The organism is Rhizobium sp. PL01 (assembly GCF_033447125.1).
Taxonomy (GTDB): Bacteria; Pseudomonadota; Alphaproteobacteria; order Rhizobiales; family Rhizobiaceae; genus Pararhizobium.
In genome coordinates, this window is the sequence record NZ_JAWQUM010000006.1 from 245,801 (window position 1) to 262,053 (window position 16,253).

Here is a 16,253-nt window from a genome sequence, read left to right on the forward strand (position 1 = left end):
TGCGCCGGGCTTTTCCGTATCAATATCCAGCCGGGATCAATCCATGGTGTGGATATCGCGATCCTTGGTCTCGGGCAGGAACAGCATGCCAATCACCAGCGTGATGCCGGCGAACACGATCGGATACCAGAGACCGTAGTAGATATCGCCCTGCGCGGCGCTCATTGCGAAGGCCGTTGCTGGAAGCAGGCCGCCGAACCAGCCGTTACCGATGTGGTAGGGCAGGGACATGCCGGTATAGCGGATGCGGGTCGGGAAGAGTTCGACCAGAAGCGCTGCGATCGGGCCGTAAACCATCGTCACATAGATGACCAGCACGGTGAGCACGGCGATGACGCTGATCCAGCTGACGCGAGCCGGATCGGCGACCATGGCGAACGAGCCGCCCTTGTCGATGGTGTAAACAGGCATTTCGGTAACGCCTGCGGCTTCTTCCGCCGTCAGGAGCTTGGCCGCAACCAGAGCTTCGCCGGTCATGGATGCCTTGTCGCCTCCGCGAACGGCTGCAGCATCCAGCGTCAATTCCGGATTGGCGGCAACGAAGCCGTCAAGCTTGCTTTCCGGAACCTTTGCAGCTCCACGAACGAGCGGATAACCGGCGTCGTGAAGAGCAATGTTGATCTGCTTTTCAAAGGCTGCACCCGATGCCTTGGCCTTGTCGCCAGCAGCAATCGCGTCGTAGCCGGTGACGGTTTCTTCGCCGATCTTGACCGTTGCCGCTGTTCCGGCAGCCGCTGTGGTGACGACATCATACGGAACCGAGTTGCGCGTCAGGAACGACGTGGCGATATCGCAGGAAGTCGTGAACTTCGCCGTACCGGTCGGGTTGAACTGGAATTTGCAGTCTCCTGGAGCAGCAGTAACGGTTGCACGGATGGTTTCCTGTGCCTCAGCGAGCGCCGGGTTGCCGGCCCAGGTCAAGGCCTTGAACAGCGGGAAGTAGGTCAGCATGGCAAGCACCAGGCCGGCCATGATGATCGGCTTGCGGCCGATCTTGTCCGACAGTGCGCCGAAGAGCACGAAGAAGCCGGTACCGATCAGAAGCGAGATCGCGACCATGATGTTTGCCGACTGGCCGTCCACCTTCAGGATGTTCTGCAGGAAGAACAGCGCGTAGAACTGGCCGGTGTACCAGACAACAGCCTGGCCGACGACGGCGCCGAACAGGGCCAGAATCGCGATCTTGGCGTTTCTCCACTGGCCGAAAGCTTCCGTCAGCGGTGCCTTGGAACCCTTGCCCTCTTCCTTCATCTTCTTGAAGGCTGGCGATTCGTTCATCTTCAGACGGATCCAGACGGAAACGCCGAGCAGAATGAACGACAGCAGGAACGGAATGCGCCAGCCCCAGGCTGCGAAGGCTTCCTTGCCGAGCATCATCTGCACGGCGACGATAACCACCAGCGACAGGAACAAGCCGAGCGTTGCCGTCGTCTGAATCCATGAGGTGAAGTAGCCGCGCCGGCCCTGCGGCGCGTGTTCGGCCACATAGGTTGCAGCACCACCATATTCACCGCCGAGCGCCAGGCCCTGCAGCATGCGCAGCACGATCAGAAGGATCGGAGCGGCAATGCCGATCTGCGCAGCACCGGGCAGGATGCCGACGAGGAACGTCGAGAGACCCATGATGACGATGGTGACAAGGAAGGTATATTTGCGGCCGACGAGATCGCCGAGACGGCCAAACACCAGCGCGCCGAACGGACGCACAAGGAAGCCTGCCGCAAACGCCAGAAGGGCGAAGATGTTACGGGTGGTTTCAGGATATTGGGAAAAGAAGGTCGCGCCGATATAGACGGCCAGCGAACCGTAAAGATAGAAATCGTACCACTCGAAGATTGTGCCGAGCGAAGAGGCGAAAATCACCTTCTTCTGCTCGCCGGTCATCGGTGCAGCCTTTGCACCGGGCGCTACTGCGACATCTGCCATTTCGTTTGTCCTCCACTCAAAAACGGCTTTGTGCGCACCCTCAATTGCTTCGGAATCCTCCCTGATTCCGAAGCGGAATGCGCCATGTAACCAAAATGGCAGAAAACACCCTGAGGTGGCAGAGAGGCTTTGGGATTATGACTTTAGTCGAATGCGACGATCAGGCGCGCAGCGCAGCCGCGGGCGACTGGCGATAGGCGAGAAGCGCCGGCGCGAGCGCAAGCAGGGCTGAAAACACCACGATAGCGGCCACGCTCTTCAGATCGTCCCGAATGAAGCCGACCGGCAGGATGATGCCGCTTTCGCCTGAAAACATCATCGATAGCAGCATCGCCGCACCATAGCCCAACGCGAAGCCCAACAGAATGCCAAGCGCAATAAGGATGAAAAGCTCCAACCAGACGATCGCCAGCACAGCCGATTGCGGTGCGCCAAAAGCCCGGAGCGCACCGATCTGGCGGCGGCGCTGGCCGATATGCATGACCGTCACCATCAGGACGGCGGCGGCCACCAGGATTTGTGCGCCGACCGCAACCGCCGACAGCACACGCTTGGCATCGCCGAGCGTCGCATAGAGATTGGTCAAGACTTCGCCGGGAAAGACCGCCAGCGTGCCATTGCCGCGATAGTCCTGGCGCAATTTGTAGGCATCGGCGATGGTTTTCGGCTTGACGAGGATTGCCGGAAGGCCTGGTGCCTCGGCCGTCCAGTGTTCATCGAGTGGCGCGTCGGGATCGACATGGACATGCTCGTGGTTGTGATCATGTCCCGGCTCTTCCGAGTGCGCGGCACCGGCATCGTCCTGGTGGGCTTCATCCGCTTCGGTCGCGTGACCGTGCTCATCCTCATGCCCACCCATTCCATGCAGGCTCCAGACCGACTGGATTGGCACCAGGATTGCGCGGTCCCAGGAGGTACCGGTCGGCGCCATCCGGCCGGTGATGCGATAGGCAAGTTCGGTATGGGTTTCGCCCCCGAGCGTGGCGAGCCCATGGGTGGGTTTTACCGCATAACCGAGTGGTAGATCGACGGCGGCACCAACGACGGCTTCGCCCGCTTTGAAGAATGGCCGACCTTGAGTCAGGGCCGATAGATTTGAGGTGAGGGCCGTGGACGTACCGACGATCGGATAGCCGGAGAAGGAATCGCCGAAACCGACGGGCGCTGCCCAGGAGACACGCGGATCGGCAGCGAGCTTGCCCAGCACATCGCCGGACATCAGCGGCAGGGGAGAGGGTTGCAGGAAAACGGAGGAGAGAAGCAGCTGCGTTTCGCTGCCCGGCGCGCCAATGACCAGATCAAACCGGTCTGCCGCGCGGGCGCTGCCAAGCCTCAGCGCCCTCTCCTGCAACGTAACGGCAACGCCAAGTGCTGTGGCAAAGGCGATCAGAAGTACCACGACCAGCGAACCTGCCCAGAGGCGGCGCAGATCGGCAAGAATGAAACGGGTCATGCCGCTTTCTCCCGATGCCCGCGATCCGACGCGATACGGCCGGCCGACAGGGTGATGCGCCGATCGAGCTGGCCGGTCAGGCGCGGATCATGCGAGACAACGATCAGCGTGCTTTCGTTGCTGACGGAAAGATCGATCAGCAAGCGGGCGACCGCATCGCCGCTTTCACTGTCGAGGCTTGCCGTCGGCTCGTCGGCGATCAGCACACCGGGTCTTCGAAGCAGCGCCCGGGCAATCGCGACGCGCTGCATCTCGCCACGCGACATGGTTTCGATCTTCTGGTCGGCGCGGCAAAGGCCGACGGCATAGAGCAGCATCAGCGCGCGATCCGGATCACCCGGTTGCATCGCGCGCGAGAGGCGGGCGGGCAGGAGGATATTATCGACCGCGCTCAAACCCGGAAAAAGATGGAAATCCTGCATGACGAGGCCGATATGCGCGCCGCGCCAGCGATCACGGCTGCGCTCGGACATCGCAGCGATATCGGTACCACCCCAACGGATATAGCCGCCCGCGCAACGTTCGAGACCGGTGAGAATATTGACCAGCGTGCTCTTGCCGGAACCGGACGCGCCGGTGACCGCTACCCGGCTACCGGCTCCTACTGATAGAGAGGGAATATCGAGGACCGGTGAAGGGAGACCTGGGTAGGAAACGGAGATCTGATTGAGGTCGAGCGACAGCATCGCGGCTACACGGACGCGTATTCGGCGTTGCGCAGGCGCAGCAGGCTGACGAAACCGGTTTCAGGGTCGGTCCATGATCCGAACTCAAGCACACCACGCGCCTCAATTGTCTGCGATGGCTGCACGAAGGTTTGCTTTTCGCCGAGATAGACCACGACGATATTATCCGGCCAGTCGGAATCGGAGGAGCAGAATGGGCAGAGCGACATCGGAATTTCGGTCAACACGAAGAAGGCTGCCTCGGCTTTGAGTGGCGGCGCCATGAAACCGTTGATAGTGATTTCCTGACCGGCGAGCGACTTCACCTTTTCGGAGAACTCCAGGCCGAGAACGCCGAACTTGCTGTAGAGCTCATCGAACGACAAGGACGGAACCGCGGCGGCGGCGGGCCGGGCAGCAGCCAGAAGCGGCAGACCGACCAGAAGGCATAACGCATCGCGGCGCGTGGTTCCTGCAAAAGGACGGGTCATCGGGCGTCCACCTTATTGTATGACGTCAGGCCGGTAGAACACACCCGCTGACGAGGTCGATTTCTTGTCATTCGATGTCGGTCCCCACCAGTCTCCCGGCGGGATTTTAGCGGCGGCGTACCCCACATCCGTCATCCTCGCCCCTGTGGCGGGGATCCCAGCAACCCGACGTCTGTCGGGTCAAAGGACTTTTTCAGCCTAAGAACTTGGGCTGACTCGATTCTTGTGACGAGCACAGGAATGACCGAGAGTGAGGGTTGCGTAACGCCAACCAACTGCGTTTCGGTTCCGGCGGACTGTTTCATCAGCCCACCGGGACGATTACAGATCAGTTGGTCTGCTTTGCACCGAGTGCCAGGGTATCGGCGAGAACGCGGTAGATATCGCTTTCTTCCATATAGCCCTTGAAGCCTTCAGCACCTGGACCGGCGGCCTGCAGCACGACATCATCGACAGCATGCACGCCGCTATCGCCTTCCTTCGGGATATTGCCCTGCACAAAAACGGCACCGGGAACGTCCTTATAGGCTTCGTTGGCGATGTATTCCTTCTTTTCGTCCTGGATCGCCGGAACGAAAGGCCCATCCATCTTCGGGCGGAAAGTCTCGTAGTGGTCTGGACCATTGTTGGCGCTGAGGAACAGGCGGCGGGTCACGTCGATCTTGTCCGGGTAACCATCGCCATTCTCGTCCGTGTAGTTCGGGAAGCCGGCTGAGGCGTAGGTGCCGACCTTTTCGCGCATTTCGGTACCCTGCTTTTCGTCATCGACCGTACCGATGATCGAAACACCGTGAGTATGGTCACCCGTGAAGACGATCAGCGTATCAGGATGCGCCTTGGCGAATTCGCGGGCAACGCCGACGACCTTATCGAGCTCGATGGTTTCAATGACGGCGCGATCCCAATCCAGCGGATGCGACATCTTGTCGATATTCGCACCTTCCACCATGAGGAAGAAGCCTTCTTCATTCTTGGACAGTTCGCCGAGTGCAGCCTTGGTCATGTCGACCAGGCCCGGCTGGTCCGGGAACTTCTCGACTGTGCCCTTCTTCAGGAATTCGCGGTCGAGCGTGGTGTCCATGTTGCCGGTGTGGAACAGGCCGAGGATCTTGCCAGTGTTGGTACCGGTTGCCGTCGCCAGCTCAGTCTTGCTCGTTGCCAGCGTGTAGCCGGCTTCCTGGAAGAGCTTGATATAGTCCTTGTCATCCTTGCGCTTGGAACCGGGGGTTTCCTTGCCGAGGAAATAGGCTGAGCCGCCGCCGAGCACGACATCCGGCTTGACGCCGAACATCATGCCGACGATCTGCTCCTTGTCGGCACGCTTGCGTGTGTGGGAAAAAACGGCGGCCGGGGTCGCATCCTCGAGTTCAGCAGTCGAAACGATGCCGATCGACTTTTTCGTCTGGCGGCGCAGCGCTTCAGCGATGGTTTCGACTTTCGGATCGTCGAAGGAGTCCGGGGTACGGTCGGCATAGACGCCGAGAGCATTAACGGCAGTCTTATGGCCGGTCATGTAGGCTGACATCGTATTGGCGCTGTCCGTGGCAACGGCGTCTGTCGCCGACGTACCGACGAAAGCCATGTGGTCAAGATCGTCAATGTTGAGACGGCCGTTGGCCTTGCCCTCGGTCATACCTTTCGACATGATACGGGCTGCGGTGCGATGGGCGACAGAGAGACCGTCGCCAAGGATAAAGATGATGTTCTTGGCCTTCTGGGTTTCGCCGGTGTTGTAGACGTCCCATGTCACCGACTTCGATTCCGAGCCGGCGCTCACTTCAATCTTGTAGGCGCCTTCAGTCGGCAGGACGAGGCCGCGGGCGATCATCGCCGAACCGAGGATCTTGTCTTCCTTACCCTTTTCTTCGGCGACAAATTCGGCTTCCTTGCCGAGAACCGCCTTATAATCCTGGCCGTTGACGGTGATCTTGACGTCTTCCGGCTTGACGACGGCCTTGAACTCGACCTTGAAGTCGAATGGCGATCCGGCCAGGATCGTCGCGCGATCGAGCGGATAAACGGTGGTGGCCTGTGCGGCCCCAGTGAGGATTGTCGTGGCGGCGAGCGCCGACAGAAGCATACGCATGGAAACCCCCTTGTGGTTTGCTTTAGAGCTGACGGGCCCGCAATAGTCACCGCGGATGACATCGGCGTGACACTTCCATAACGTTTTAACGGCAAGTGCCGGCATGCCTTCCTGACGCGCGCCCTCAGCTTTCTGTTGACTCTACGCCAAAAGCGCGTATGAGCAGCAGCGGAAAAGGACCCACCATGCACCGTTTTGGTTACGCCATCGCTGCGCTGATCGCCCCGGCATTTGCTGCCGGGCGGGTTCGTTCTTTCTCGATATCTTCCAAAACAACGGCCAAAACGACGACGAAAACCGTCTGACGTCTCTGGCCACCGCTCTCTCCCCGGCACGGCCGGGGACCCGAAACCCGCGCCTTTGGCCGGCGGGTTTCCCCCAAAGCCCCGCGGAGAGACAGAAAGAGAGCAAAGACAATGGGTTTCAAGATTGCTATTGCCGGCGCGACCGGAAATGTCGGCCGCGAGATGCTGAACATCCTCGAAGAGCGTGGCTTTCCGGCGGACGAAGTCGTGGCGTTGGCCTCGGCCCGCAGCCAGGGCACCGAGGTTTCGTTCGGGGACAAGACGCTGAAGGTCAAGAACCTCGAGAACTATGATTTTTCCGACACGGACATTTGCCTGATGTCGGCCGGCGGTGCTGTATCGCTGAAGTGGTCGCCGAAGATCGGCGCGCAGGGCTGCGTCGTCATCGATAACTCCTCGGCCTGGCGCTATGATCAGGACGTGCCGTTGGTGGTTCCGGAAGTGAACCCGGACGCCATCACCCAGTTCACCAAGCGCAACATCATTGCCAACCCGAATTGCTCGACCGCCCAGCTCGTCGTGGCTCTGAAGCCACTGCATGACTTTGCCAAGATCAAGCGCGTCGTCGTTTCCACATATCAGTCGGTATCCGGCGCCGGCAAGGACGGCATGGACGAGCTGTTCAACCAGACCCGCGCCGTCTTCGTTGCCGATCCGATGGAAAGCAAGAAGTTCACGAAGCGTATCGCCTTCAACGTCATCCCGCACATCGATGCGTTCATGGAAGACGGCTACACGAAGGAAGAATGGAAGGTGATGGCCGAAACCAAGAAGATTCTTGATCCGAAGATCAAGCTGACCTGCACGGCCGTGCGCGTTCCTGTCTTCATTGGCCATTCCGAAGCGGTCAACATCGAGTTCGAAAACGAGATTACTGCCGATCAGGCTCGCGACATCCTGCGCGAAGCACCCGGTTGCATCGTTATCGACAAGCATGAGAACGGCGGCTACATCACGCCTTACGAAAGCGCTGGCGAAGACGCGACCTATATCTCGCGTATCCGCGAAGATGCGACCGTCGAAAACGGCCTGAATATCTGGGTCGTTTCTGACAACCTGCGCAAGGGCGCCGCCCTCAACGCCATCCAGATTGCCGAGCTTCTCGTCAATCGCGGTCTTATCAAGGCGAAGAAACAGGCTGCCTGATCAGAAAATATAAAGTTTTAACCAATTATATCCAATCGTGATGATACCAACCGTTGGGTTTCTATCATCGCGATTGGGTAGAAAGCCTCGCATAATCCGTCAAACGGGATGCGAGGCTTCTTTGTAAAAAGGCAACTGCGACGATTTTTCATAGTCGAAAGGAGGATTCACGTGAAACACGCCCTCCTGATACTGTGCCACCATCGTGACAGATGCCGCAAAGACTGGCATTTTGCGGAAACAAATTTGGATTCGGGCAATACGGGGTTTTTCATGCACAAGGCGAAGTGCGTACTGGCAGGTTTCACAGCAATCATTGCAGCTGCAATATTGCCCGCGCAGGCATCTGCCGCGCAATGCAGCAACACATCGGCAGGCTTTGATACCTGGGTTCAGGATTTCAAGAGCGAAGCCGCAGGCCGCGGTATCAGCCCGGCCGTTCTGAACAAGGCTTTCGCCAACGTCACCTACAACAAGGCAACGATCCGCGCCGACCGTGGCCAGAAGAGCTTCAAGCTGTCGCTCGACCAATTCATGCAGAAACGTGGCGGCCAGACGATCATTTCGCGCGGCAAGAAGATGAAGGCGCAGAACGCCGCCCTCTTCAATTCCATCGAAAACCGCTACGGTGTTCCGGCCGGCCCGATCATCGCGATATGGGGCATGGAAACCGGTTTCGGCGGCTTCCTCGGTAAGGAACACACGCTCTCCGCCGTCTCGACATTGTCGTTTGACTGCCGCCGTTCCGACTTTTTCACCAACCAGCTCTATGCAGCGCTCACCCTCGTGCAACGCGGCGACCTCAGCCCCGACGCACGCGGCGCAGCCCATGGCGAAATCGGCCAGACACAGTTTCTGCCGGCCAACGTGCTGAAATACGGCGTCGATGGCGACGGCAACGGTCATATCGACATGGTTCGCTCCAAGGCAGACGCGCTTGCCTCGACCGCCAACTTCCTGCGCGGTCACGGCTGGACTGCCGGCGCCGGCTATCAGCCCGGTCAGCCCAATTTCGGTGCGATCCAGGGATGGAATGCCGCTAGCGTCTATCAGCAGGCAATCGCCATCATCGGCGCCGAGATCGACGGCGGCCGATAAGCCAGCGCAGTTTTGGAATGACATGGGTCCGCAGCCCGGGAAACCGGACTGCGGATTTTTTATTTCAGGTTTGGCGCAGGTGCACAAACCAAACCATCACGTGCGGACGGCAGGTTCGTAGACAAGATGGTGCGGCGACAGGCTCTGCAGGAATTGCCCGGCGTTCAAGCGTAACTCCGCATGAAAACACCGGCCGCCTCAACGAGCACGCCGCACACGAAAAACATCGATCTTTCAGAAACTACACGCCCGGCCGGGCAAAATCGCCGGTCTTGCCGTCCATCACCCAGAGTTCGCCGGTCGATATATCGAACCAGGAGCCATGCAGCTGCAGCTTGCCGCGCTGCTCGAGAATCTTGACGCAGGGAAATGTGCGCAGGTTGGCGATCGAATTGCGGATCGACACCCGCTCCAGCGCCCGCTGGCGTTCGGCGGCGGTCATGACCTCGTTGTTCTGTATCTGCTCGGCGGCCGGCTTGAGAAGATGCATCCAGCGTCCGATGAAGTCGCCGGGAGACAACGGCTCGGCATTGACATCCAGCGCAGCCTTGATGCCGCCGCAGCGGCCGTGGCCCATGACCACGATGTCGCTGACTTTCAAAACCTGAACCGCAAACTCCAGCGCGGCCGATGTCGAGTGATAATGTCCATCCGGTTCGTAGGGCGGCATCATGTTGGCAACGTTGCGCACCACGAAAAGCTCGCCCGGACCGCTGTCGAAGATGGTTTCCGGGGCCGCACGGCTATCACAACAGGCAATAACCATGGTTTTGGGCTGTTGACCAATTTCGGCCAAGGCCTTGTAGCGTTGCTGCTGCTCGTTGAAGCGGCCATTCATGAAGTTGTTGTAGCCGTTCAGCAAATAGTCCGGGAAACGCTGCATGGTGTTCGATCACTCCAACTATTTAAGACAATTGAGATGTACATTCGCATGTCAGCTGTGCAGCACATATCATCTTTGTGCGCCGCACACAGGCGAATTTACGGCAGCCCGCGCCGCCGGTGACATCCGTGACATTCTCCGTATCGTTTTGCGTAGGGTGGAAAAGGTTTATTCGGTCAGGGCATGCGCTGGCAAGTGGTAGATCGGCCGAACATTATCAAGACCTGCGTTTCTGACCGGGATGCATCAACCGGCGCATCTGAACCATGGCCATCGGTGTCGCAAGACTGGCAGCATCCCGCTCAAGCGTCAGTTCATCCGCACCACGCTTACTGGTGCGAGCAATAATTTCGAAGACGCTGGCGGTCGCCAGCTGTAAGGCACGCTCTTCGCTCAAGCCTTCCAGAAGCCGGGCAACAAACAGAGCCGCCAGAAGGTCGCCGGTACCGTTCGGCGGATTGTCGATCAGGCGATGCTCGGCAAGCAGCGCGTGATTGCCGGATAAATAGAGATTGCCGGTGCTACCCTGCATCATCGGCATCGCCGACGTCACCAGCATGCGTGACGGCCCAAGCGACAGGGCGGCCTCCAGAATGGCGGTATTTGTTTCAAGTTCGGCGCCACAGAGCCACGACAGTTCGAACCGGTTCGGCGTCGCAAGCGAGGCCAGCGGAAGCAGCCGGTCACGCATCGCAATTGCCGTCGCCTCCGGCACGTAGAGCCCACCGACATCGCCCATCACCGGGTCGCAGGCATAAAACAGGTCCCGATTTTTGACCCGCAAAGCCTCGACCAGACGGGCAACGCCTTCCGCCTGATGGGCGGCACCGAGATATCCGGACAGCACGGCGCGAACTTCGCCTGTCCACGGCGCGCGGATGAGATCGTCGATCAATCTGTCGAAATCCTCGGCAGCGACCGTCACCCGCGTCGATTGCCCATGGCCGGGATGCCAGGGCAGGATAACCGTTGGCAGAGCCCATACCGGATAACCCAAAGTCTCGAGCGCAAAGACAGCGGCGCGATTGCCCACGGATCCGCGAATCACATGACTGGAAATGACGATGACGGCGCCGGGGGCAGGCTCGGACATTTCTGATTTTCCGCTGTTTCGACCTGCCCAGATCGCCCGACAGTCATGCCGCTGTCAACTGTGACTGCCAAAAGATCGGAAGGGTTCATTTTGGACTTGTTCATGAGAACAACGAAATATGCGATTATAACCGATTGAATTCGAAAATCAGTCAAACCTTGTCGAAAATTTCATAAAACCATTCCGATTTGGATCAATCTGACCGAAAAATAGCCACAAAAACAATCGCCATGGGCAATTCTTCTGTTAGGTTCGGCCAAAATGGTGATTGCGGGGAGTTACGTCATGGGCACCAAATACAATCCAAAAAAAGACCGTCATTTCGAAGCGGTGAGCGAAGCCGGCAAGTTGCTGGGGGTTAAAATGCTCGCTCCAGAGATCCTGTTTCGCCGTGCCAGCCATGACGATCTCGATGCCTATACGCCGGACATGCTGGCGCTGACCGCCGCTCATGCACTGACGGCCATCAGTTCCAAGGAAAGCGACAGGCCGGTCATCAGCGTTCAGACGATCGAAGGCATCGCCCCCAACGGCGACGACGTTTCGGTCCTGTCCGTGACCGATCGCAACATGCCATTCCTGTTTGATTCGATCATGGGCGAGGTGACGAGCACCCACCGCGACATCTTTCTTGCCGTGCATCCAATTCTTGTTATCGAAGCAGGCAAGCCGGCTAAGATCTTCGACCCCGAAGAAAAGAGTGAGCCTGCCAGCCGCGTCAGCCATATCCAGATTCACCTTTCCAAGCTGACCGCGGCGGAAGCGGAGGACCTGAAGGAACGCGTCGCCAACGTGCTGTCGCAGGTTCACCAGGCTGTCGGCGACTGGAGCCAGATGACGGTGCTGCTCGACCAGGCAATGAACGAGCTGGAAAATCATGCGCCGAGCCGTAAAAAGGGTGATCGCGACGAAGCCCTGGACTTCCTGCGTTGGCTGCGTGGAAACAATTTCACCTTCCTCGGCATGCGCGAATACACCTATTCCGGCAAGGGCGAGAATGCCGTCGTAGAGCGCGGCGAGGGCCGCGGGCTGGGTATTCTGTCCAATCCCGATGTCCGTGTGCTGCGCCAGGGCAAGGATGCCGTGCTAACGACGCCGGAGATCCTCGCTTTCCTGAATGGCCCAGATTTCCTCATCGTCACCAAGGCCAACGTCAAATCGCTCGTTCATCGCCGCGCCTATATGGACTATATCGGCGTCAAGCGTTTCGACGAGGCAGGTAATGTCACCGGCGAGTTGCGCATCGTCGGCCTTTTTACCTCCAGCGCCTATACGCGCCCGGCGGCGGAAATCCCGCTGCTGCGCTTCAAGGTGGAAAAGATCGTCGATCATTTCGGCTTCGATCCGCAGGGTCATTCCGGCAAGATGCTGACCAATACGCTGGAATCCTACCCGCGTGACGACCTGTTCCAGATCGACGTCGGCCTTTTGGCCAGCTTCTGCGAGCAGATCAACGAACTGGCTGACCGGCCGCGAATCCGGGTTCTTCCCCGTATCGACCATTTCGATCGTTTCGTGTCCGTTATCGTCTACGTGCCGCGTGAACAGTATGATTCCGACGTGCGCGAAAAGATCGGGCTCTACCTGAAAACCGTCTATGACGGCCGCGTTTCTGCCTATTACCCTGCCTTCCCGGAAGGCGGTCTTGCCCGCGTCCACTTCATCATCGGCCGCTCCGGCGGCAAGACCCCGCGCGTGCAGCAGGCCAAACTGGAAGAGGCCGTTCGCGATATCGTCACGCGCTGGATCGATCGGTTTAATCTGCTTGCCCGCCATGACGGCGTGTCGATCAACGTCAATGAAGCCTATCAAGCGGCTTTCACGCCAGCTGAGGCCCATGCCGATCTCGCCGATATCGCGGCCTGCTCGCCGGAGGACCCGATCCACATCGCGTTTTACCAGAAGCGAGGCAAGGGTACGGAATCACTCGAGCTGAAGATCTTCCATGCTGGCGAGCCGGTCTCGCTCTCGCACCGCGTTCCGCTGCTGGAAAACCTCGGCTTCCGGGTCATCAGCGAACAGACCCATGATATTACCGTTTCCTGTGCCAAGGGCGGCGAACGGCTCGTCGTTCTGCACGATATGGAACTGATCCATCGTGACGGGCATCTGCTCAATCTCGACAGGACCGGTCCAATGCTGGAGGAAGCCTATCTTTCCGCCTGGAACGGCGTCATCGAGGATGACAGCTTCAACCGGCTGATCCTGCTTGCAGGGCTGAGCGCCCGCGACGTGACGGTGTTGCGCGCCTATGCGCGCTACCTGCGCCAGACCGGCATCACCTATTCGCAAGGCTACCTTGCCGACACGCTGAACAAGTATCCCTCGATTGCTGCCGACATCTTCAAGCTGTTCGTCACCCGGATGGACCCCACGCTTGAGGATAAGCTGAAGACGAAGCTAACAACCAAGCTCCTTTCCGGCATCGAACAGGCATTGAACGATGTTCCAAGCCTCGACGAAGACCAGATTCTGCGCCGCTATATCAACGCCATACAGGCAACACTGCGTACAAACTATTTCCAGCGTGATGCCGATGGTAATCCGAAGCCTATGCTGGCCTTCAAGCTCGATCCAAAGGTTCTTGACGGCCTGCCTGAGCCACGGCCATTCCGCGAAATCTTCGTTTACGGAACGCAGGTAGAAGGCGTTCATCTTCGCTTCGGCAAGGTGGCACGCGGCGGCCTTCGCTGGTCCGACCGTTCGCAGGACTACCGCACCGAAGTGCTCGGTCTCGTCAAGGCGCAACAGGTCAAGAACGCGGTCATCGTGCCCGTCGGCGCCAAGGGCGGCTTCGTTCCGAAGCAGCTTCCGGTCGGTGGTACGCGCGACGACATCTTCAAGGCCGGCACCGAAGCCTACAAGACCTTTATCCGCACAATGCTGTCGATCACCGACAATATCGTCGGCCAGGATGTCGTACCGCCTGCCGATACGCTGCGGCTCGATGGCGACGATCCATACTTCGTCGTCGCGGCCGACAAGGGAACGGCGACCTTCTCCGACACGGCCAATGGCCTGGCACAGGAAGCCGGCTTCTGGCTTGACGACGCCTTCGCCTCCGGCGGCTCTGCTGGTTACGACCACAAGAAGATGGGCATTACCGCGCGCGGTGCTTGGGAAACCGTCAAGCGGCATTTCCGCGAGATGAACATCGATATCCAGACGACCCCCTTCAGCGTCGCCGGTGTTGGCGACATGTCAGGCGACGTTTTCGGAAACGGCATGCTGCTGTCGGAGAAAATCCGCCTGATCGCAGCCTTCGACCATCGCGACATCATCATCGATCCGGATCCGGATATCGAAAAATCCTTCGCTGAACGCAAACGGATGTTCGATCTGCCACGCTCGAGTTGGCAGGACTATGACCGATCGACACTTTCTGCCGGTGCAATGATCATTCCGCGCACCGAAAAATCAGTGTCCCTGACGCCGCAGGCGATGGCGGCGATTGGCCTTGAGAAAAGCCAGGCGACACCGTTCGAAATCATGACGGCGATCCTGAAGAGCCCGGTCGATTTACTCTGGTTCGGCGGTATCGGCACCTATGTCCGTGGCCCAACCGAAAGCGACGCCGAAGTCGGTGACCGTGCCAACGACCCGATCCGCATTACCGCCGACGATGTCGGTGCCAAGGTGATCGGCGAGGGCGCCAACCTCGGTGTTACCCAGCGTGGCCGCATCGGCTTTGGCCTCAAGGGCGGGCGTTGCAACTCCGACGCCATCGATAACTCGGCCGGCGTCAACTCATCCGACTTCGAGGTCAATATCAAGATCGCGCTTGCTTCCGCCATGCGGGACAACCGGCTGACGCGCGCCAAGCGCAACACGCTTCTGGCCTCGATGACCGATGAAGTGGCGGCTCTGGTTCTGCGCAACAACTACGAACAGTCGCTGTCGATTTCGCTGACGGAAATGCTCGGCGCCGGCAACCGGACGGCTCTTGCCCGGCTCATGACCCGGCTTGAAGCCGATGGCCATCTCAACCGCAAGGTTGAAGTGCTGCCAAACGATCCGGCACTGAGCGAACGCTACCAGAGCGGCAAGGCACTGACACGCGCCGAGATCGGCGTCCTGCTTTCCTATTCGAAGATCGTTCTGTTCGATGAAATCGTCGCCAGCGACCTGCCCGACGATGACTATCTGCTGACGACGCTTCGCGACTATTTTCCGGCGAAGATGCACAAGGCGCATGCGAGCGATATCAGCGAACACCGGCTGCGCCGCGAAATCATCGCAACAGTTCTCGCCAACGATGTCATCAACCGCGGCGGGCCTGCTTTCGTCAGCACACTGATCGACCAGACGGGCTTCATGCCGGCGGACGTGGTCAAGGCCGCAGTGCTGACACGCGACGGCTACGACCTGAAGCGCATCTATGGCGAGATCGACGCACTCGACAACGTCATCAGCGGCGCGGTGCAGAACGAGCTTTACCAGGAGGCGGCGCGGATCTTTTCCATCGTCACCGAACGGACACTCAGGACCTCGGCAATGCAGGCGCCACTCGGCGAGGCGATCGAGCGGCTGCGTGAAGCACTGCAGAAGTTGAAATCTGCGCTGCAAAGCTCTATTCCGGAGGACGCAACAGCGGACGTACAGCAAAGGGCTGCCTATTTCGTCGAGCGCGGCGTGCCACCGGCGCTTGCCGAGGAGATCGCAGCTCTCGCTGTGTTGACCTTCGTGCCGGAAATCATCCAGATCGCCGCCGATACCGGCGTGACTCTGGCACGCACGGCGCAGAGCTATTTTGGCGTGACACAGAACCTGCGGATCGCGCGGCTGCTCGCGGCTGCCGAACGTGTTTCGGCAACGGAGCAATACGAGGCGATGGCCCTTTCGCGCAGCATCAACGACATCGCGACTGCACGCAAGGACATCACCATCGCGGCACTCACCGGCAACAAGGACGAGAAAAATCCGGTCGGTGCCTGGCGCGACAGCGACCGGATCCGGATTTCCCGGGTGACCGACCAGCTGACCCAGTTGACGGAGAAGGGCGAGACAACGCTCGCCAAGATTACCGTTGCGGCGGGTTTGCTGAGCGATCTTGCGCAGAACAGGATGAGGTGACACTGTTTGCCCTAAACCGGGCAGACAGGCAGTG

The 16,253-nt window shown here is 59.2% G+C and carries 10 protein-coding genes; 3 read left to right on the forward strand and 7 right to left on the reverse strand.

What is annotated here, in order from left to right; translation table 11 throughout:
• Nucleotides 1–36: 36 nt before the first annotated feature.
• The 5 genes from R6X40_RS16540 to R6X40_RS16560 form a co-directional block, all read right to left on the reverse strand.
• The gene (locus tag R6X40_RS16540) at nucleotides 37–1,926 is read right to left on the reverse strand and encodes an MFS transporter (RefSeq protein WP_318414879.1); all 1,890 of its coding nucleotides are present in this window, start codon (nucleotides 1,924–1,926) and stop codon (nucleotides 37–39) included.
• 160 nt (nucleotides 1,927–2,086) lie between these two features.
• Complete coding sequence (locus tag R6X40_RS16545; protein WP_318414880.1) at nucleotides 2,087–3,379, reverse strand: ABC transporter permease; 1,293 nt, start codon at nucleotides 3,377–3,379, stop codon at nucleotides 2,087–2,089.
• Nucleotides 3,376–4,065, reverse strand: a complete 690-nt coding sequence (locus R6X40_RS16550) for an ABC transporter ATP-binding protein (RefSeq protein WP_318414881.1) — start codon at nucleotides 4,063–4,065, stop codon at nucleotides 3,376–3,378. The genes R6X40_RS16545 and R6X40_RS16550 overlap by 4 nt, the downstream gene beginning before the upstream one ends.
• 5 nt (nucleotides 4,066–4,070) lie before the next feature.
• Nucleotides 4,071–4,535, reverse strand: a complete 465-nt coding sequence (locus R6X40_RS16555) for a hypothetical protein (protein ID WP_318414882.1) — start codon at nucleotides 4,533–4,535, stop codon at nucleotides 4,071–4,073.
• Between the two features lie 328 nt (nucleotides 4,536–4,863).
• Entirely contained in the window at nucleotides 4,864–6,621 is a 1,758-nt protein-coding gene (locus R6X40_RS16560) for an alkaline phosphatase (protein ID WP_318414883.1), read from the reverse strand.
• Nucleotides 6,622–7,037: 416 nt separating this feature from the next.
• On the opposite strand from R6X40_RS16560, the gene R6X40_RS16565 reads away from it, so the two are divergent.
• Together R6X40_RS16565 and R6X40_RS16570 are read left to right on the forward strand one after the other, a co-directional pair.
• The gene (locus R6X40_RS16565; protein ID WP_318414884.1) at nucleotides 7,038–8,072 is read left to right on the forward strand and encodes an aspartate-semialdehyde dehydrogenase; all 1,035 of its coding nucleotides are present in this window, start codon (nucleotides 7,038–7,040) and stop codon (nucleotides 8,070–8,072) included.
• Between the two features lie 273 nt (nucleotides 8,073–8,345).
• Entirely contained in the window at nucleotides 8,346–9,170 is an 825-nt protein-coding gene (locus R6X40_RS16570) for a lytic transglycosylase domain-containing protein (RefSeq protein ID WP_318414885.1), read from the forward strand.
• Nucleotides 9,171–9,411: 241 nt separating this feature from the next.
• Here the strand turns inward: R6X40_RS16570 and R6X40_RS16575 are convergent, their stop codons facing one another.
• Nucleotides 9,412–10,053: a carbonic anhydrase gene (locus R6X40_RS16575; protein ID WP_318414886.1), complete on the reverse strand. Its 642-nt coding sequence runs from the start codon at nucleotides 10,051–10,053 to the stop codon at nucleotides 9,412–9,414.
• 217 nt (nucleotides 10,054–10,270) lie between these two features.
• Entirely contained in the window at nucleotides 10,271–11,146 is an 876-nt protein-coding gene (gene pdxY, locus R6X40_RS16580; protein ID WP_318414887.1) for a pyridoxal kinase PdxY, read from the reverse strand.
• 285 nt (nucleotides 11,147–11,431) lie between these two features.
• Between pdxY and R6X40_RS16585 the strand changes: the two genes are divergently transcribed.
• A complete protein-coding gene (locus R6X40_RS16585; RefSeq protein ID WP_318414888.1) occupies nucleotides 11,432–16,219 on the forward strand; it encodes an NAD-glutamate dehydrogenase in 4,788 nt (1,595 codons plus the stop codon).
• The last annotated feature ends 34 nt before the right edge of the window (nucleotides 16,220–16,253 follow it).